Source organism: Rouxiella sp. Mn2063, assembly GCF_049319665.1.
GTDB lineage: Bacteria > Pseudomonadota > Gammaproteobacteria > Enterobacterales > Enterobacteriaceae > JBMOUD01.
Map to the genome: position 1 here is coordinate 356044 of NZ_JBMOUD010000002.1, position 17478 is coordinate 373521.

General features: G+C 50.3%; 18 protein-coding genes. 12 read left to right on the forward strand and 6 right to left on the reverse strand.

Annotated features, from left to right (window positions below; translation table 11 throughout):
- The first annotated feature begins 30 nt into the window (after positions 1 to 30).
- From bioH to mdcH, 10 genes are all read left to right on the forward strand, one after another.
- Positions 31 to 795 carry a pimeloyl-ACP methyl ester esterase BioH gene (bioH, locus tag ACL9RG_RS04990; protein ID WP_422791489.1) on the forward strand — a complete coding sequence of 255 codons (765 nt, stop codon included), beginning with the start codon at positions 31 to 33 and terminating at the stop codon, positions 793 to 795.
- A 231-nt stretch (positions 796 to 1026) separates the two neighbouring features.
- The gene (locus ACL9RG_RS04995) at positions 1027 to 1308 is read left to right on the forward strand and encodes a DUF1471 domain-containing protein (RefSeq protein WP_422791490.1); all 282 of its coding nucleotides are present in this window, start codon (positions 1027 to 1029) and stop codon (positions 1306 to 1308) included.
- 337 nt (positions 1309 to 1645) lie between these two features.
- Positions 1646 to 3307 carry a malonate decarboxylase subunit alpha gene (gene mdcA / locus ACL9RG_RS05000; protein ID WP_422791491.1) on the forward strand — a complete coding sequence of 554 codons (1662 nt, stop codon included), beginning with the start codon at positions 1646 to 1648 and terminating at the stop codon, positions 3305 to 3307.
- Positions 3307 to 4203 (forward strand): triphosphoribosyl-dephospho-CoA synthase, encoded by an 897-nt coding sequence (locus tag ACL9RG_RS05005; RefSeq protein ID WP_422791492.1) that lies wholly within the window; start codon positions 3307 to 3309, stop codon positions 4201 to 4203. Before mdcA ends, ACL9RG_RS05005 begins: the two co-directional genes overlap by 1 nt.
- Before the next feature lie 18 nt (positions 4204 to 4221).
- Positions 4222 to 4527: a malonate decarboxylase acyl carrier protein gene (gene mdcC, locus ACL9RG_RS05010; RefSeq protein WP_422791493.1), complete on the forward strand. Its 306-nt coding sequence runs from the start codon at positions 4222 to 4224 to the stop codon at positions 4525 to 4527.
- A complete protein-coding gene (locus ACL9RG_RS05015; protein ID WP_422791494.1) occupies positions 4514 to 5386 on the forward strand; it encodes a biotin-independent malonate decarboxylase subunit beta in 873 nt (290 codons plus the stop codon). The genes mdcC and ACL9RG_RS05015 overlap by 14 nt, the downstream gene beginning before the upstream one ends.
- Positions 5383 to 6198, forward strand: coding sequence for a biotin-independent malonate decarboxylase subunit gamma (mdcE, locus tag ACL9RG_RS05020; protein WP_422791495.1), 816 nt, complete (start codon positions 5383 to 5385; stop codon positions 6196 to 6198). Before ACL9RG_RS05015 ends, mdcE begins: the two co-directional genes overlap by 4 nt.
- 225 nt (positions 6199 to 6423) lie before the next feature.
- Positions 6424 to 7386, forward strand: a complete 963-nt coding sequence (locus ACL9RG_RS05025; protein ID WP_422791496.1) for an AEC family transporter — start codon at positions 6424 to 6426, stop codon at positions 7384 to 7386.
- Positions 7387 to 7404: 18 nt separating this feature from the next.
- A complete protein-coding gene (locus ACL9RG_RS05030) occupies positions 7405 to 8046 on the forward strand; it encodes a malonate decarboxylase holo-ACP synthase (protein WP_422791497.1) in 642 nt (213 codons plus the stop codon).
- Between the two features lie 26 nt (positions 8047 to 8072).
- On the forward strand, positions 8073 to 9017 hold the full coding sequence (gene mdcH, locus ACL9RG_RS05035; RefSeq protein ID WP_422791498.1) for a malonate decarboxylase subunit epsilon: 945 nt from the start codon (positions 8073 to 8075) through the stop codon (positions 9015 to 9017).
- 4 nt (positions 9018 to 9021) lie between these two features.
- Here mdcH and ACL9RG_RS05040 read toward each other — a convergent pair whose 3' ends face one another.
- The 6 genes from ACL9RG_RS05040 to greB form a co-directional block, all read right to left on the reverse strand.
- A complete protein-coding gene (locus tag ACL9RG_RS05040) occupies positions 9022 to 9939 on the reverse strand; it encodes a LysR family transcriptional regulator (protein WP_422791499.1) in 918 nt (305 codons plus the stop codon).
- Positions 9940 to 10067: 128 nt separating this feature from the next.
- Entirely contained in the window at positions 10068 to 10307 is a 240-nt protein-coding gene (locus ACL9RG_RS05045) for a FeoC-like transcriptional regulator (protein ID WP_422791500.1), read from the reverse strand.
- Between the two features lie 28 nt (positions 10308 to 10335).
- Entirely contained in the window at positions 10336 to 12681 is a 2346-nt protein-coding gene (gene feoB, locus ACL9RG_RS05050) for a Fe(2+) transporter permease subunit FeoB (RefSeq protein ID WP_422791501.1), read from the reverse strand.
- A gap of 64 nt (positions 12682 to 12745) precedes the next feature.
- Positions 12746 to 12970 carry a ferrous iron transporter A gene (gene feoA, locus ACL9RG_RS05055; RefSeq protein WP_422791502.1) on the reverse strand — a complete coding sequence of 75 codons (225 nt, stop codon included), beginning with the start codon at positions 12968 to 12970 and terminating at the stop codon, positions 12746 to 12748.
- 278 nt (positions 12971 to 13248) lie between these two features.
- Positions 13249 to 15591, reverse strand: a complete 2343-nt coding sequence (locus ACL9RG_RS05060) for a Tex family protein (RefSeq protein WP_422791503.1) — start codon at positions 15589 to 15591, stop codon at positions 13249 to 13251.
- A gap of 309 nt (positions 15592 to 15900) precedes the next feature.
- Positions 15901 to 16380: a transcription elongation factor GreB gene (greB, locus tag ACL9RG_RS05065; RefSeq protein ID WP_422791504.1), complete on the reverse strand. Its 480-nt coding sequence runs from the start codon at positions 16378 to 16380 to the stop codon at positions 15901 to 15903.
- A gap of 256 nt (positions 16381 to 16636) precedes the next feature.
- Here greB and ACL9RG_RS05070 point away from each other — a divergent pair, with 256 nt between their 5' ends.
- Together ACL9RG_RS05070 and ACL9RG_RS05075 are read left to right on the forward strand one after the other, a co-directional pair.
- Positions 16637 to 16873, forward strand: a complete 237-nt coding sequence (locus ACL9RG_RS05070) for a hypothetical protein (protein WP_422791505.1) — start codon at positions 16637 to 16639, stop codon at positions 16871 to 16873.
- On the forward strand, positions 16870 to 17220 hold the full coding sequence (locus ACL9RG_RS05075) for a putative T6SS immunity periplasmic lipoprotein (protein ID WP_422791506.1): 351 nt from the start codon (positions 16870 to 16872) through the stop codon (positions 17218 to 17220). The genes ACL9RG_RS05070 and ACL9RG_RS05075 overlap by 4 nt, the downstream gene beginning before the upstream one ends.
- The last annotated feature ends 258 nt before the right edge of the window (positions 17221 to 17478 follow it).

The window sequence follows — 17478 nt, forward strand, 5'->3', positions numbered from 1 at the left end:
CGTCATCCTTTGACTCACGGACACTACACTATGAATCAGTTGTACTGGCAGACTATTGGCCAAGGCGATCGCGATCTTGTGCTACTTCACGGATGGGGGCTGAATGCCGAGGTCTGGCGTTACACCGCAGAGAGACTTGCGCCGCATTTTCGCCTGCATCTGGTTGACCTTCCTGGCTATGGTCGCAGCCAAGGGTTCCCCGCGATGTCGCTGCAACAAATGGCGGATGTGGTATTGGACGCGGCACCAGCTCGGGCTATTTGGTTAGGCTGGTCGTTAGGAGGGTTAGTGGCGAGCCAGGCAGCATTAAGTGCTCCAGAGCGCGTTAGCCGCTTGATTACCGTGGCTTCTTCTCCTTGCTTTGCTGCGCGCGAAGCCTGGCCGGGGATCCGTCCAGAAGTGTTGCAGGGCTTCCAACAGCAGTTGAGCGAAGATTTTAAACGTACAGTGGAGCGTTTTCTGGCATTGCAAACGCTTGGCAGTGACAGTGCGAGACAGGACGCTCGGCATCTGAAAGCCATTGTGTTGGGTCAACCGTTGCCAACGGTTGAGGTGCTTAATGGCGGCTTAGCGATTTTGCATGATGATGATTTGCGTCAGGCCATGTGTGCGCTGAGTTTGCCGATATTACGTATTTACGGTGCGTTAGATGGCCTGGTTCCGCGAAAAATCGTCCCCTTACTGGATGCACTGTGGCCTGCTTCGCAATCTGTTGTTATCGAGAAGTCGGCTCATGCACCGTTCATCTCTCATCCAGATATTTTTTGCCAGAAAATTATCGATTTTTGTGAATAAAAATATCAATAAGTAACAAAATAAATCACCTTCTCTATGGCTAATTTCCAATAGTGATTAATACTTGAACGGTAGCAGCAGAACGAAGGACCAACGCTTTTTAGGCGTTTTAAAAGGAAGGCAACGTCTCTGGGGAGATGGTGGCATTTGAGCACGATGCTCAGTGCCCGCGTTGCAATACGTTACTGCCTAATGACGTTAATAATTAATCATTTTATAAGAGGTCATACCATGAAGTTATTCCAAATTGTGATTGCAAGCGTGCTGGCCGGTGCGTTTTCTGTGAGTGCGATGGCTGCCAAAGAAATTACCCGTGAAGAAGCAGAAAAAGCTAATTATGTCAGCCTGGGAACCGTACAAGTTTCTGGTGAACCAACTGAGCCTAGTAGTACCAAGGCAGATCTTTCTAAGCTAGCCGATGAAAAAGGCGGCAGCTATTATGTGATCATTGCTGCTGACAACGATCGCCAAATCTCTGCGACGGCTGAAGTCTTCAAGCCTACCGAGAACTAATGATAAGTTATCGATAGAACCTATCCGGGATGCTGTTGGCATCCCTTTTTAGTATTTGCGGCACCTCTCTCATTCCTCTCTTTTCATCCATTTGATTTTTATATCTTTTAAATATTCATTACTCATAGCTTAACCAAGTGTCGCACAGCTTGATTGATACATGCTGCGCGGTTTTTCTACACTTATTTGGCGAAATAATAGGTTGTTTATGAAGTACCGCCGCTTGTTAAAACGCCTTCGTTCTCGGTTGACATAATGGGCTTTAATTTTTGAGCGTGGCACCTGTTATATCAATGCACACGGAGGCAGCAACGAGTTAACGCCAGGAGGTTAAGGCATGTCGCAATATTCAAAGACCCCTAAAATTTGGGACACTCATCGCCGAGAAAAACAGCGGCGTATCGAGTTAGTTAAGTCCGTCAGTCAGGGGAAAGTATTACCTACCGATCGTATTACCAGCATTCTTGAAACGCTGATTGTTCCCGGTGACCGTGTGGTCATGGAAGGGAACAATCAAAAGCAGGCTGATTTCCTCTCCCGAAGTCTGGCGCAAGCCAACCCGCAGAAATTACACGACCTGCATATGATTATGCCCAGCGTCAGTCGTGCTGAGCACCTGGATTTATTTGAACGAGGTATCGCCCGCAAGCTTGATTTTGCTTTCTCCGGCGCACAAAGCCTGCGTGTTGCCCAACTGCTGGAAGACGGGCAGATGGAGATAGGGGCCATTCATACCTATATAGAGTTATACGCCCGCCTGTTTGTCGATTTAGTTCCCAATGTTGCGCTCGTCGCCGGTTTTAAAGCGGATCGCAATGGCAATTTATATACCGGTGCCAGTACCGAAGATACCCCGGCACTGGTTGAAGCCGCTGCCTTTAAAAACGGTATCGTTATTGCTCAAGTCAACGAATTGGTTGACGAAGAGAACGATTTACCGCGCGTTGATATTCCCGGTTCTTGGGTCGATTTTGTGGTGGTGGCCGATAAGCCTTTCTTTATCGAGCCTCTTTTCACCCGCGATCCGCGCTTGATTAAACCGGTGCATGTATTGATGGGTATGCTGGCGATCAAAGGCATCTACGCAAAACATCAGGTGCAATCTCTTAATCACGGAATTGGTTTCAATACTGCCGCTATCGAATTATTGCTACCGACTTACGGTGAGCAGCTCGGTCTGCGCGGCAAAATCTGCAAACACTGGACGCTAAATCCTCATCCAACCCTGATCCCGGCGATTGAAAGCGGTTGGGTCGATACCGTGCACTGTTTCGGCGGTGAGTTGGGCATGGAGGAGTATATCCGTGCTCGTCCAGATGTGTTCTTTACCGGTCATGACGGCTCGATGCGTTCTAATCGCGCGATGTGCCAGATGGCTGGGCAATATGCGGTAGATATGTTTATCGGTTCCACCCTGCAGGTTGACGCCTTTGCCAACTCTTCGACGGTAACGCGCGGCAGATTGGCAGGGTTTGGCGGGGCGCCCAATATGGGGCATGACCCGCACGGCCGCCGTCATGCAACACCGGCCTGGCTGGATATGATTGAAGAGCCTGACCCGCTGGCGCGCGGTAAAAAGCTGGTGGTGCAGATGGTGGAAACCTACCAGGCAGGCGGTAAGCCGACCTTTATCGAGAAACTCGATGCCGTCGACGTGGGTAAGGACTCGGGGATGCCATTGGCTCCGGTGATGATCTATGGCGATGACGTCACGCACGTGCTGACTGAAGAAGGCATTGCTTACCTACATCGTGCCCGTTCAATGGAAGAACGCCGGGCGATGGTTGCTGCCGTTGCCGGAATTACTGATGTCGGCTTGGGGGTTGATGCGAAGCGAGTTGCTGAACTTCGTCGCCGTGAGTTAGTCGCCTTCCCGGAAGATTTGGGCATTCGCCGTACCGATGCGACACGCTCATTGTTAGCGGCGGGCAGCGTGAGTGACTTGGTTGAATGGTCTGACGGACTGTATAACCCACCTGCGAAATTCCGGAGCTGGTAATGACGCTATCCACCCTTCCTGTTAGTGCCTTTGCGGGTAATCAATGTGCGGAAGCCTTGGCGACGCAGCTTGCTGCTTTAGCAACCCAGTCATTGCTTGATGAAGTGCGTTTAAGCCCGAAGCCAGGCTTAGTGGATAGCAGAGGCTCGGGAGCACATCAAGATTTAACATTAGCCTTGATGGAACGTTCCGCACATAGCCTGACGCCGACTTTTCATGCCTTAGCGCTGCACAGTTGGCAGCGTCCTGCTGATATCGCTTTACGCCAAAAAATCGGGCAATTAGGTCGTCTTGGCGAACAGCACATGATGGCGGCAACCGGTGGGGTGAATACGCATCGCGGAGCGATTTGGGCGCTAGGGCTGCTGGTCTGCGCGGTGGCTATGAATTCTGCAAACGTAGTTGCGCAGGATATTGCGCAGCGGGCGGCACAGCTGGCGGCATTGCCCGATACGCTCAGTCCGAAATCTTTCAGCAAAGGTGCGCGAGTGGTGCAGCACTATCAGGTGCCGGGTGCCAGAGAAGAGGCGCAACAAGGTTTCCCCCATGTAATGCAATGTGCACTACCACAGCTTTTGCACAGCCGAAAACAAGGGGCGACTGAAACCCAAGCGCGGCTTAATGCGCTGCTGGCAATTATGACCACGTTAGCCGATACCTGCGTGCTATCTCGCGGCGGCATGTCCGCATTACAGGCGATGCACCTTGGGGCTGCGCAAGTACTGTCAGCAGGTGGGGTACAACACCCGGCCGGTCGCGACAGACTTGCCCAACTTGAGAAACGCATGCTGGCGGATAACGTCTCCCCAGGCGGCGCTGCCGATTTGCTGTCTGCAACGTTATTCCTCGACGGTATCAGCCGTGCTGAGCCAAACACATCATCATTAACATCATGATTTGAATAAAGAGGTGTTATGGAACGTTTTAAATTTTCTTATCCAGCCACTCAGCCACTGCCTGCACAGGCTCAGGCGGGTGTCGTGGGATCCGGTGATCTTGAAGCGCTGTACCAACCACAATTGGGCAATACGCTGAACATCAACGTGATGACTTCTGTTGATGGCAGCCATGGATTATGGCAGCACTTTTTCGACCGTTTAAGCGCCCTGCGTTCTCTGCCATCGGGCCAGTTAGACCTGCATGATTTTGGGGCTACGCCGGGCGTTGCGCGGCTGCGTATTGAACAGGTATTTGAGGAGGCTGGCGATGCAAACCAATAATCTTTTGCAGCACCCAAATCATCTTTTGCAACACCATAGTTTTATCGAATTAACCGCGCGTCAGCGCGCACATAAATTGCTTGATGCCGGTAGTTTCCGCGAACTGTTGGGCCCCTTTGATCGCATCGAATCTCCGTGGCTGCCTAAGCAGGATATCGTGCCGCAGGCCGATGACGGTATGGTCGTTGCCAAAGGCACAATCGAAGGTAAGCCAGCGGTAGTCATTGCTATCGAAGGTGGTTTTCAGGGAGGAAGCATGGGGGAGGTTTCCGGTGCCAAGATGGCTGCAGCATTGGAGTTAGCGGCAGAGGATAATCGCCAAGGTATTGCCACTCAGGCGGTGTTATTGCTGGAAACCGGTGGCGTGCGTTTACAAGAAGCTAATCTCGGTTTAGCGGCGATTGCCGATATTCATGCCGCGATTGTTGACCTGCGTCGCTATGTCCCTGTGATTGGCATTATCGCCGGTACTGTCGGTTGTTTTGGCGGGATGTCGATTGCGGCAGCGTTATGCAGCCGATTGATTGTTACCCGCGAAGCGCGACTTGGGCTTAACGGCCCACAAGTCATTGAGCAGGAAGCCGGCATTGATGAATACGACTCTCGAGACCGGCCATTTATCTGGAGCATAACCGGCGGCGAAGTGCGTTATCACACCGGCTTTGTCGATGCGCTGGTCGCTGATTCGGTCGATGAAGTGAAAAACAGCATGCTTTCATTTATCCATCAAGGCGTACCGACCAGCCATCGCAGCGAACAATACGATGTTTATTTGCCAAAACTTGCGGCATTCGATACTCGCATACAGGCGAGTCGTGACGTCACCATGGCGCTGTTTAACCGGGAGAAAACATTATGAGTGCATCAAGTAAAGTTCTCAGCCGCGGAGATTATTGGTTCAACCTGTTGGCTCATTCTGGGCGGACGGTTTCAGAGTTGTGCGCTTCGGTAAAAGCCGCCGATAGCCAGCTAAACGGACGACAGGTGCGTTTTATTGCCGTGGTACCCGATGCCAACAACCATTATCCGCGAGCCAGACAGGGTGAAGTGGGTTTATTAGAAGGTTGGACGCTTGCCAAAATTGTTCAACAGGTGATTGAGCAGGACGCGGATTTATCGGAAAAGCGTGCCATTGTTGCGGTGATTGATGTCACCAGCCAAGCCTACGGACGCCGTGAAGAAGCCTTTGGTATTCATCAGGCGCTAGCGGGCGCGGCGGGCGCTTATGCCCAGGCGAGGTTGGCCGGGCATCCGGTGATTGGTTTGATTGTCGGTAAGGCGATGTCAGGCGCGTTTTTGGCGCACGGTTATCAAGCCAATAAATTGATCGCCTTTAATGACCCGGCGGTGATGATCCACGCCATGGGGAAAGAGTCGGCGGCGCGTATTACTCTGCGCTCTGTTGAGGCGTTAGAAAAACTGGCGGCAACTATTCCGCCCATGGCTTACGACATTGAGCATTACTCATCTCTGGGTCTGTTATCGCAACTGATGAATATTGCTAATCCTGACAGCGCGAGTGCGGAGGATATTGCTCGTGTGCAAGCGGCGATAACGCAAGCCATTAAAGAAGTGGAAGAGCAAGGAGTTTATTTGGTTGATCGATTAGGGGCCACTAATCGAGCTAGTTCTTCAACCGTGCGCGAACTTATGCGCCAGCAGTGGCAGTAAAAAGCAAAGACGAGAAGCTAAGAGTAAAGGGACGTTATTTCTCTTGTCACTAACCGGTCAAACGCACCTGCAAACAGCGTGAAGTTGTCGTAAAAGCCAGATTCCGCCTGTCGTATTCGGTCGGGCGGTGATGGCCTTTTAAGCGGCATATGACTGTAAACAATAAAAAACATCGTTACCGGCGGGCCGGAGAATTTTTTTAAATTCTGACCAAGGGACTCCGCAATGACTTATGTGATTTTATATGCTTTGGCTCCGATTTTTATCATCATGCTGCTTGGCTATTTTGCCGGTAAGAGCAAGATGGTGAATAACCAAGATGTTTCGTTGCTGAACATTTTTGTGATGGATTTTGCATTACCCGCTGCGCTATTTGCTGCCACGGTACAAACACCTTGGGTGGGCATTATGCAACAGACGCCGTTGATTCTGGTGTTGGTGCTGGCGATGTGGATAACCTACGCGGTAATTTACTTGGTATGTACACGTGTTCTACACAAGTCGGCCCAGGATGCAGCGGTATTAACACTGACCGTGGCGTTGCCTAATTACGCGGCGCTTGGCTTGCCGATTCTAGGCAGTGTGTTGGGTGAAACACCGTCTACTTCGCTCTCTGTTGCGGTTTCTATCGCCTGTGGCTCTGTACTGATGACACCATTTTGTCTGCTAATTCTCGAACGCGAAAAAGCCAGAGCTAGCGGGGGAAGTCAGAGTGCTTCTGCGGCGTTGTTACCTATTCTTATGTGGCGTTCAGTAAAAAAACCGATCGTTTGGGGACCGCTACTTGGCGTGGTGCTATCAGCTTTTGGCGTCACGATGCCGGGAATTGTCTTGGCGGCACTCAAACCTCTGGGATTAGCCGCCACCGCGTCGGCACTGTTTTTAACCGGGATTATTTTGTCTGCTCGTCAGGTGAAAATTAATACGGCGGTGGTTATTTCCTGTATTGCTAAAAACCTTATTCAACCGTTTATCGCCTGGGGATTAGTGCTGGCATTTGGGCTGAGTGGCCAGGTAGCTGTGACGGCGATACTGATGATTGCATTGGCAGCAGGGTTCTTTGGTATTGTCTTTGGCAATCGCTTTGGCGTGCAATCGCCGGATGCTGAAGCATCGCTGCTTGTGAGTTCGGTACTCTGTATTCTAACCTTACCGTTGTTTATCACCTTAACGGCTTCGATGCATTAAAGACGGAGAACTCAAACCATGTTACTACCTCGCCCCCATGATTTGCTGTGGATCACTGACCGCTCAGATTTACAAAGTGATACGCCATTGCCTGATTGGGTGGCGAGCGCCTGGCGTCCCGCTCTACCGCTGGTGGTGCGTCGTGACAAACGAGCTGATGGCGCGGTTGCCGTTGGGATTCGCGGCGTCAATCGGCTTCAACGCGCTGCCGCTTGGGTGGCACCGGCCAGTATTAAGCATCTCATTACCCCAGAATCCTTGGTGGTTGACGTGAATACACTGCTACGTTCGCCGTTTGTTTCACAACAGCCAGTGCAGGCGTTGATCGCCTTGTGTGAGCAGCGTTTTCCCTGGATGTGGGGCGTGACCGGCAGTTGTGCTTATGCGTTGGCAACTGATATTCCGGTGATGCACGCTGAGAGCGATCTCGACTTACTGATCCGTTGCTCACAACGTGTCGAACGTGCGGAATTTAGCGATTTCTACTCTCTATTACAGAAATTACCTTGCCGCGCGGATGTACAAATCAATACGCCCGCTGGCGGATTCGCATTAAGCGAATGGCTGAGTGCGGATCGCGTTATGTTGAAAACCGATACTGGGCCGCTGTTGGTTGACGATCCTTGGGCGGTGATGGGGCAATGTGAAAGCGCGCTATAAATGATATTCACCAAGGGAGAGGCACAATGAAGATAATGTTTACTTTTCCCGGTCAGGGAGCCCAGAGCGCGGGAATGCTACATGCTTTGCCGGATGACGCTTTGACAATGGCTTTACTGCAACAGGCCAGCGAAGCGTTAGATGAAGATATCCTGTTACTCGATACGCCACAGGCGCTAGCGTCAACCCGAGCCGTTCAGCTTTGTCTGCTAATTTGTGGCGTGAGCTGGGCAAGACGGCTACAACAGCAAGGCGTGGTGGCAGATTTCATCTGCGGCATGTCGATTGGTGCGTTTCCGGCAGCGGTGATCTCCGGCGCACTATCCTTTGCTGATGCGTTGCGGCTGGTAGCGCTGCGCGGGGAGTTGATGCAACAGGCTTATCCGCAAGGTTTTGGCCTTGCCGCTATTAGCGGCTTGCGCCGTCTTCAGGTAGAAGGGCTGATTAAACAGGTTAATTCGCCACAACTGCCGGTCTATTTGGCGAATATCAATGCAGATACCCAAATCGTTATCGCAGGAAGTGAGCGCGCCATGCAGCAGGTTATTGACTTAGCTCATGAGCAAGGTGCGCAGAAGGCGCAGCATTTGGCTGTCAGCGTGCCCTCGCACTGCCCGTTACTGGACGAGCCTGCTGAGCAGCTCGCGCAGGCGTTTAAACAGGTCGAGTTACAGTCACCCACTTGTGGCTATCTTAGCGGCACCACCGGGCGGGTTTACTGGCAGCCGCAGCAAATTAGCAATGATTTGGCTTTTAATATGGCTCGTACGCTTAACTGGCATGATGCAATGATCGCTGCCTACCAGCGAGGTGTCAGATTGGCGATAGAGATGCCACCGGGAGCCGTGCTAACTGGGTTGACTCGTCCGGTGATGGAGCAGGGCGAAGCGTTGTCATTAAGCCAGACGAGTGTTGATGTTGCGAGAACCCTCGCACAACGGGTGACGGCTGGCGTTGAAAGCTATCAATAACAACTTACTTCTTATTCCCCAATACCAGCATGCGGCTTTCTGCCGCCAGCGCTAACAGATTAGGGTCGTGTTCCCGATTGCGCGGATAAACCAGAGAAATGGTTTGCCGCATTTGGTAGCTCTCGGTGAGTGGCAGCAGTTTGACGCTGTTTTCAAATACGCCTTTCATACGCCCTGGAACCAACGCAAAGCCGACGCCAGCCTGCACCAGACTCAACATTGAAAAGATATCGTTCACCCGAGTGACAATATCGGGTTCAAACCCCGCCACTTGAAATGCTTCTTTAAAGCCGTGGTAAGTCGCAAACCCATCGGCCAGGGCGACAAATTTTTGTTGGCGAAAATCACGCAGGTCGGCGACTGCTTTGCTATTTAACGGTGAACTAGCCGGAGCAGCCAGGAAAATATCGTCGATGAATAATGGTAAGTGTTCGTAGCGCTGCGGGTCGATATCGGTGTCGCTACTGGAAATCAAAATGGCATCTAATTGCCCATCTTCTAACCGGGCGTGTAAGTCGCAGTTGGAGCCCATAACTAACTCGATCTCCAGCTCTGGTCGACGTAATTTAAGGCCCATGATCAGACGCGGGATTGTTTCTAAGGTTAAAGAATACAGGGTGCCGACCTGTAATCGTTTCTGCCCAAAGCCTGCGGCAATCTGCGTTGCGACGATACCGCGCTCCATATGTTCGATAACCTGACGCGCGCTTTCCAACAGCGTATTGGCTGCCGGTAGCGGGACCAGACTTCGCCCTCGATGAACGAACAACGGGCAACGCAATCCTTCCTCAAGTGAATGTAAAGCACGATGCACGCTCACGCTGCTTAGACTGAGATGTTCGGCAGTGCGGGCGATATTGAGTTTTTCCATATAGGCCAGAAAAACCTCCAGCTTACGAAAGGTGATTTCATTGTCGATCATGCATGTCTCCGTGCTGGAAAAAATTCGATGGCAAGAAAATCATAGCGGCAGTGCTGGATGGGTTATATAGCCTAAAATCACCTTTTTTCATGAAGTTAACCAGTAGTTAGATCAAAAAGTGCGATTTATCACTGAATTAACCGATAGTGTGGCTGACGTCGACATTTCTTGCCCTCTGGGCAATGCTGGCAACCGCCCGCTAAGGTCGGTTCCTGCGCGGGGAGTTTTTCTGCTTTGTGCATGATAACCAGCTGTTCGAGCATCGCTTGTACCAACGGCAGAGATAAGTTTAGCCGTTGGCTGAGCTGATGAGCATCCGCCGTGCCGAGTAATGTCAGAGCATCTCTGATTTGCAATAAAGGCGTCACACTCTCCTCCCTGTAGACCGATAAGTGGTTAATGACATGCTCTACTGCCCGATTGGCAGCTTGTTTCTTCTGGCTTTGTCGATAGATTTACCGTCACTCTGCTACGCGATTTACGCAGCCCCAGCAGGATTAGGGCGTTGATGATGAACACAACGAATAGCGTGATCAGGCTTGATAATGGGTGCTGCGCCCAGGTGGCCAACTGATAAAAGATCGTTGCCAGTGAATAGGCAACATCCAGCCCCCACAGAATGGAGAACGTCATCCAGCCACGGTTGGTTTCTCGAGCGATAGCCCCCATCACGGACACGCAGGGAATATAAAGTAGAACAAAAATCAGATAACTGTATGCTGACACTGCCGAGCCAAATTTATGGCTCATCATTCCCATCGAGCCTGCTTCCATCTCGCCATCACCTTTGCTGGCTTCAATCGGATTGGAAAGTACGTTTAGGCTCAATGTCTCTTTTAAGCCTTGCCAGGTTTCGTCGACAGCATCTTTTAGCGTAGCGAACAGATTAAATTGCTCAGCATCAAAAGGCTGCTTGGTAATTTTCTCCGCGGTATAGAGCGTATTTAACGTACCAACGACCACTTCTTTGGCCATGGCTCCGGTGACTAAGCCCACGGTGGCCTGCCAGTTATCAGGATGTACGCCCATTGGGGAAAGCAACGGCGTCAGCACTTTACTGACGCTGGCGAGCGCCGAATCATTAATGCTATCCACTGCTTTACCATTAAATGAGAAGCTGTTTAGCGCGCCGATAAAAATACTGGCGACGACGATCACTTTCCCGGCACGCAGTACAAAGCCTTTTAGCCGTTGCCAGGTCTGTAAAAGCAGGCTTTTCAGATGGGGAACGTGGTAGACCGGCAGCTCCATCACGAAGGGTGAGGCTTCGCCGCGCATAATGGTGTATTTCATTACTAGCCCGGTAATGATAGCGACCACAATACCCAGCAGGTAAAGCGAGAACACAATCGATGCGCCTTGTTGACCAAAGAAGGCGGCGGAAAATACGGCAAAGATAGCCAGACGTGCGCCGCATGACATAAAGGGTGCCATCATCACGGTAATCAGCCGCTCTCGCGGGGCATCCAGCGTACGCGCTCCCATAATAGAGGGAACATTACAGCCGAATCCTACAATCAGTGGGACAAAGGATTTCCCCGGCAGGCCCAGCGATTGCATCATCCTGTCCATCACAAAGGCGGCGCGTGCCATATAGCCAGAGTCCTCCAGAAAAGAGAGGAACAGATACATCATGCCAATTTGCGGTACCAGCGGCAGCACGGTATTGATACCGCCACCGATGCCCTGCGCCAGAAAAATTGTCAGCCAGTCAGGCAAGTGCAAGGTAAATCCAACCCATTGCATACCCTGAATAAATATCGCTGCCGATCCTATCTCGAACAGCGGCTGTAATGCGCCGCCAATATTGATGGCAAGTACGAACATGACGTACATCACCAACAAGAAAATCGGCACACCGAGGAAGCGATTGAGGATCACCTTATCCAATACTTGCGTGAGACGATTAGGGGAACTCAGATGGCTGTTACTGGCATCGGCACACAGGGTGGTGATGGTCTGATAACGCGCATCGGCAATCAGTAGCGCCGGATCGTCTAGCTGCTGCTCGGCAAAACTGGCGTTAATTTGTGGCAGCAACGTCACAGCATCACCGGCCTGAGTATGGCTATAAATATCCCCTTCCAGCATTTGTATGGCTAACCAATCACGCTTTTGTTGCGTAAGCACTGTCGGCATTGCTGCCGCCAATATAGCGGCTTGTTGTTGTAATGCTGGATGGTAATGAATCTGGGGAAGTGGCTGGTTGGTGGCATGAGTGTCGATAGCCTCTTTTAGCTGGCCAATGCCTTCACCTTTGGTTGAAATGATGGCGATGACCGGGCAACCCAGGCGAGCGGCCAGCGTTGGAATATCAATCTCGATATGTTGCGCTTTGGCAATATCCAGCATATTTAACGCCACAATGCAGGGAATACCAAGCTCCAGCAATTGCAACGTCAGGTAGAGATTACGCTCCAAATTACTGGCATCGACCACATTGATCAGCAAATCAGCATCACCGCCGAGGATAAAATGGCAGGCGATTTGTTCATCGAGTGAAGTTTGTAATGAGAGCGTGCTCAGAGAATAGGTACCTGGCAAATCTATCAGCCGGACTTGATGTTGCGGCGTGGCAAATTGCCCTTCTTTGCGCTCGACCGTTACGCCAGCCCAGTTGCCTACTCGCTGCCTCGCACCGGTTAATTGATTAAATAATGTGGTTTTTCCTGCGTTTGGGTTGCCAATCAGGCCGAGGGTGAGCGTGTTGTTTGATGAGGTTTTATTCGGTGATGTTTGCATAGATTATCTTTGCATAGTGGCTAATGCCGCAGTGGCTTGAGGTCGAAGACGAGGGGGGCGATATTCATCCCTGAACTTCTAGTTGCAGCAGCGCCAAGTCTTTTTTGCGTAATACCAGACTGACGCGGCGGGTTTCAATTTGTAGCGGGTCGCCGAGTGGCGCAACGCGGATCACATCGAAGCAGGAACCGGGTAGCATCCCCAGAGACAGCAGTTTTTGTCGGTAGGCTGGGCTTATTTCGCTAGAAAAACCGGTAATTTTATAGCGATGTTTGGATTTGATTTGCATATCGCTCCTTGACTACAGCGAGCTGAAAAGAGGCTCTATTTTGAACGTGCAAGATAATGCATTGAAAATGATAGTGATTATCAGGAATATTTCGGTGCTGATAGCCATTAATGGTTAACCGCGTGGGAATATTCTATTGGCAGGGCTGATGATGGTTTTTGATGTAGCGCAGTAATTGAGCAAATTAGGACAAGGTGCAGGAAGGGGGAATGGTTAGCCTATGTCAGGATTGCAGCCCCGCGAGTAGATCTCGCGGGGCTGAGGGCAGCGTATAAAGCTTAAGACTTCTTACCGAAGGCCGCCGCTAATGCATCGCCCATGGCGCTGTTACCCGCTGAGGTGGATGTCCCACGACCAGCAGGTTTGTTCTGTGCAGGGCGTTTAGCTTGGGTATCGCGATGATTGCCAGCCGCCGCGGGAGCACCGCCTTTGCGGGATGCGGTTTCACCCGGTTGCTCATCCAGACGCATGGTTAAGGCGATACGTTTACGCTGCAAATCGACTTCCATTACCTTCACTTTGACGATATCGCCGGCTTTCACCACAGTATGTGGATCTTCGACGAATTTATTTGCCAGTGAAGAGATATGGACCAAGCCATCCTGATGCACGCCGATATCAACGAAAGCACCAAAGTTAGTCACGTTGGTCACTGAGCCTTCCAGTACCATGCCCGGCAACAGGTCGTTCATGGTTTCAACACCTTCAGCAAAGGCGGCGGTTTTAAACTCAGGACGTGGATCGTGGCCCGGTTTTTCCAGCTCTTTGATGATGTCGGTTACGGTTGGTACGCCAAAACGTTCATCGGTGAATTCACTGACTTTCAGGCCGCGTAATATATTGGCATCACCGACTAAATCGCGTAAAGCGAGATTGGTTGCTGCCAAAATACGTTCTACTACCGGATAGGTTTCCGGGTGAACGGTGGAAGCATCCAGCGGGTTGTCGCCGTGGTTGATACGCAGGAAGCCTGCGCACTGCTCAAAAGCTTTCGGCCCTAAACGGCTGACTTTCAGCAGTTGTTCGCGGTTGCGGAATTGCCCGTTCTCATCGCGCCAGTTGACGATATTCTGCGCCATCATTCGGGTTAAACCCGCGACGCGCGTCAGCAGCGGAACCGAGGCGGTATTGAGATCCACGCCGACGGCGTTCACACAGTCTTCCACCACAGTATCGAGTTTTTTCGCTAATTGGCTCTGGCTCACATCATGTTGATACTGGCCGACACCGATAGATTTTGGATCGATTTTCACCAGCTCTGCTAATGGATCTTGCAAGCGGCGGGCAATGGACACTGCGCCACGAATCGACACATCTAAATCTGGGAACTCCAGCGCTGCCAGTTCGGAGGCAGAATAGACCGATGCACCGGCTTCGCTGACGATCACTTTCTGAGCGTTAACCGCCGGGAACTGTTTTTGCAGATCCAGGAAGAAGCGCTCAGTTTCGCGTGAGGCGGTGCCGTTACCGATGGCGACCAGCTCAACGTTATGTTTGATACACAGCGCTGCAACCTGCTGTGCGGCTTTCGCTGCCTGCCCGGTGTGGGGATAAACTGTGTCGATATCCACCAGTTTGCCGGTGTTATCGACTACCGCGACTTTTACACCAGTACGCAAACCCGGGTCCAGACCCATAGTCGCGCGCATGCCGGCAGGTGCTGCCATCAGCAAATCATGCATGTTGCGAGCAAACACGTTGATGGCTTCGTCTTCGGCACGTTCGCGCACGGTGCTCATCAATTCAGTTTCCAGGTGCAGCATCACCTTGATGCGCCAGGTCCAGTTAACGACAGCACGGCGCCAAACGTCAGCCGGTGCACCGTTCAGACGCAGACCTAAATGATCGATAATCAACTGCTCAGCATAACTTTCACGCGGCGGCTCATCAAATTGAGGATCGGCATTGAGTGCCAGTTGCAGCACACCTTCGTTACGGCCGCGGAACATTGCTAGCGCACGGTGCGAAGGCACTTGTGAAATCGGTTCATGATGGTCGAAATAGTCACGGAATTTTGCGCCTTCGACTTCTTTGCCATCCACCATACGTGAGGTGAGATGTGCGTTTTTCCACAAATATTCACGCACTTTTGCCAGCAGCGCGGCATCTTCGGCAAAACGCTCCATCAGAATATAGCGCGCACCATCGAGAGCGGCTTTAACATCGGCCACGCCTTTATCTGCGTCCACAAAAGCGGCGGCGGTGGTATCTGGATCGTGCTCAGGCTCGTTCCACAATGTATCGGCCAGTGGTTCCAAACCTGCTTCAATAGCAATTTGTCCACGAGTGCGGCGCTTGGGTTTATAAGGGAGATAAAGGTCTTCGAGTTCGGTCTTGCTGAGCGTGCTACCGATAGCGTTGGCGAGTTCTTCGCTGAGTTTGCCCTGTTCTTCGATAGATTTGAGGATAGTCTGACGACGCTCTTCCAGTTCACGCAGGTACCCCAGACGCTGGTCCAACTGACGCAGTTGGGTATCATCCAATCCCCCGGTGACTTCCTTACGGTACCGAGCGATAAACGGTACGGTATTTCCTTCATCCAGCAGACGCACCACGGAAGCAACCTGCTCCGGGCGAACCTGCAATTCCATTGCGATAATGCGGCTCAGTTGATCATTCATAAGTCTGGTATCTGTTTTATCAAGTGGGTGGCGTATACTCGTCATACTTGAAGTTGCTTCTGCGTTGGCTACATTACTCGGCCCATCCGTGGGCCTCGCCCCGTTGGGGCCGCTGCAAGCAGCGTTCAAATCTGCTCCTGGCAGATTTGTCATTTACCCGAATCACTTACTTGAGTAAGCTCATCGGGATGCATTCCCTTACCGCCTTGAGGCAACTCCAATTATTTTGGGTATAAATCAGGGGACAGTTATACGTTTTGGTTAGTTAAAATGCTAGTTCACTAATCCGACTGTCATGTTTTGGTGCCTTCAGTCTTGCTGACCGTAATCAATGGCATTGATATACCACTGTGCTTCACCGACTGGCGTCATCACGGTTGTGACATCGCCCACTTCTTTTTTTAACAATGCGCGGGCCATCGGTGAATCGATAGAAATATAGTCTTTGCGGCCAAATATTTCGTCATAACCGACAATACGAAAGCGCTTAGTATCGCCATCGTCGTTCTCGACCTCAACCCAGGCGCCAAAGAACACTTTACCGTCTTGCTGCGGTGAGTAATCAACAATTCGTAGCTGTTCGAGGCATTTCGTCAGGTAACGCACGCGACGATCGATTTCGCGCAGGCGTTTTTTGTTGTACTGGTAATCAGCATTTTCACTGCGGTCGCCAAGGCTGGCGGCCCATGTCACCTTTTTGGTCACTTCTGGGCGTTCTTCACGCCACAGAAAATCCAGCTCTTGCTTTAGCTTGTCGTAGCCTTCACGGGTAATTAGCTTCGTTTTCATGTTGCCTTCTGCGTTACACAAATAGATAACAGTATTTTATAGAGCGCATTGTTTCACAAATCTATCGTGCTGGCAGTGATAGAAAATTTGAGGAAAGCAGTGTGTTGCTATGGAATAAGCAAGGATAACCAATAGCCCCGTATCTTGAAGTATCGTGGGTATATGGTAGTTATTCTGATTAAAATGAGTACGAATTTTTTAACCAGATATTGTGTGTTAAGGTTTATACCCCTAGTAAAGATAATGGATTATTTTTATGCTAAAACGTGGCGGTTTAAGAATTTTAACCGGAGGAGAAATTTCTCTAGCACAGGAACTCTACTCTTTCTCGATTCGCTATAATCAAGTATGGGTTCATCATGGTAGCTATCTGCCATTTAGTATGCAGGATAAAGATACAATAATCATTAGATATAAAAATTACGACCCGCGTGAAAGTATCAAAGAACTTATTGCTAAATATCAACGTGTAATTGGAAATTTTTCATCATGAAAAAATTAATAATAGCATTGATATTATTCATCTCTGGATGTGTCGGGGATCGATTGGATTTTAGACATGAAGGGAGTGTTTATAAAAAAGGAAATGATTCAGTTTGCGTCACTTCTAAAGAAGGGGATAACATAACTTACTATCTTTTAAGCTCATCAGAAAATAATTATAGTCCACCATTACTATTTGAAGATAATATTGAAAGAAAATACCCTAACCATTGTTTTGATGTGAAATTAAAAAAGGGCGTTACTTACAATCTTATTTATGAAATGAATGATATTAAATATCGCGTGGATTTTAAACTTGACGATAAAAGTAATATAAAACAAGGCGTGAATTTATAGCTATTCGATTGTGAGTGTTAGGGTACCTAATGTAAGCATCTAGATACATTCCCTTTTGCTCACTATGGCTAACCTTAAAACGTTTGATTATTGATGGCTATGCCAACTACTACATACAGTAGCAATCAATGCTGCTGGCAGAGGGTAAGTCACGCTCGAAATCGTACGTGTGCAATAGATAGGGTGCGGACGTATCTATATCCATGTAATTTATGTTGGTATCATTGATTAACACCCTTCTATAGGTTATCGGCGATA

Bases quoted from the DNA above. Each gene is read 5' to 3' on its own strand.
- ACL9RG_RS05075 (WP_422791506.1), top strand. From the start codon at position 16,870: ATGAAAAAATTAATAATAGCATTGATATTATTCATCTCTGGATGTGTC.
- mdcH (WP_422791498.1), top strand. From the start codon at position 8,073: ATGAAGATAATGTTTACTTTTCCCGGTCAGGGAGCCCAGAGCGCGGGA.
- bioH (WP_422791489.1), top strand. From the start codon at position 31: ATGAATCAGTTGTACTGGCAGACTATTGGCCAAGGCGATCGCGATCTT.
- ACL9RG_RS05060 (WP_422791503.1), bottom strand. From the start codon at position 15,591: ATGAATGATCAACTGAGCCGCATTATCGCAATGGAATTGCAGGTTCGC.
- ACL9RG_RS05025 (WP_422791496.1), top strand. From the start codon at position 6,424: ATGACTTATGTGATTTTATATGCTTTGGCTCCGATTTTTATCATCATG.
- mdcE (WP_422791495.1), top strand. From the start codon at position 5,383: ATGAGTGCATCAAGTAAAGTTCTCAGCCGCGGAGATTATTGGTTCAAC.
- feoA (WP_422791502.1), bottom strand. From the start codon at position 12,970: ATGCAAATCAAATCCAAACATCGCTATAAAATTACCGGTTTTTCTAGC.
- ACL9RG_RS04995 (WP_422791490.1), top strand. From the start codon at position 1,027: ATGAAGTTATTCCAAATTGTGATTGCAAGCGTGCTGGCCGGTGCGTTT.
- ACL9RG_RS05040 (WP_422791499.1), bottom strand. From the start codon at position 9,939: ATGATCGACAATGAAATCACCTTTCGTAAGCTGGAGGTTTTTCTGGCC.
- ACL9RG_RS05015 (WP_422791494.1), top strand. From the start codon at position 4,514: ATGCAAACCAATAATCTTTTGCAGCACCCAAATCATCTTTTGCAACAC.
- feoB (WP_422791501.1), bottom strand. From the start codon at position 12,681: ATGCAAACATCACCGAATAAAACCTCATCAAACAACACGCTCACCCTC.
- ACL9RG_RS05030 (WP_422791497.1), top strand. From the start codon at position 7,405: ATGTTACTACCTCGCCCCCATGATTTGCTGTGGATCACTGACCGCTCA.
- ACL9RG_RS05005 (WP_422791492.1), top strand. From the start codon at position 3,307: ATGACGCTATCCACCCTTCCTGTTAGTGCCTTTGCGGGTAATCAATGT.
- mdcA (WP_422791491.1), top strand. From the start codon at position 1,646: ATGTCGCAATATTCAAAGACCCCTAAAATTTGGGACACTCATCGCCGA.
- ACL9RG_RS05070 (WP_422791505.1), top strand. From the start codon at position 16,637: ATGCTAAAACGTGGCGGTTTAAGAATTTTAACCGGAGGAGAAATTTCT.
- mdcC (WP_422791493.1), top strand. From the start codon at position 4,222: ATGGAACGTTTTAAATTTTCTTATCCAGCCACTCAGCCACTGCCTGCA.
- greB (WP_422791504.1), bottom strand. From the start codon at position 16,380: ATGAAAACGAAGCTAATTACCCGTGAAGGCTACGACAAGCTAAAGCAA.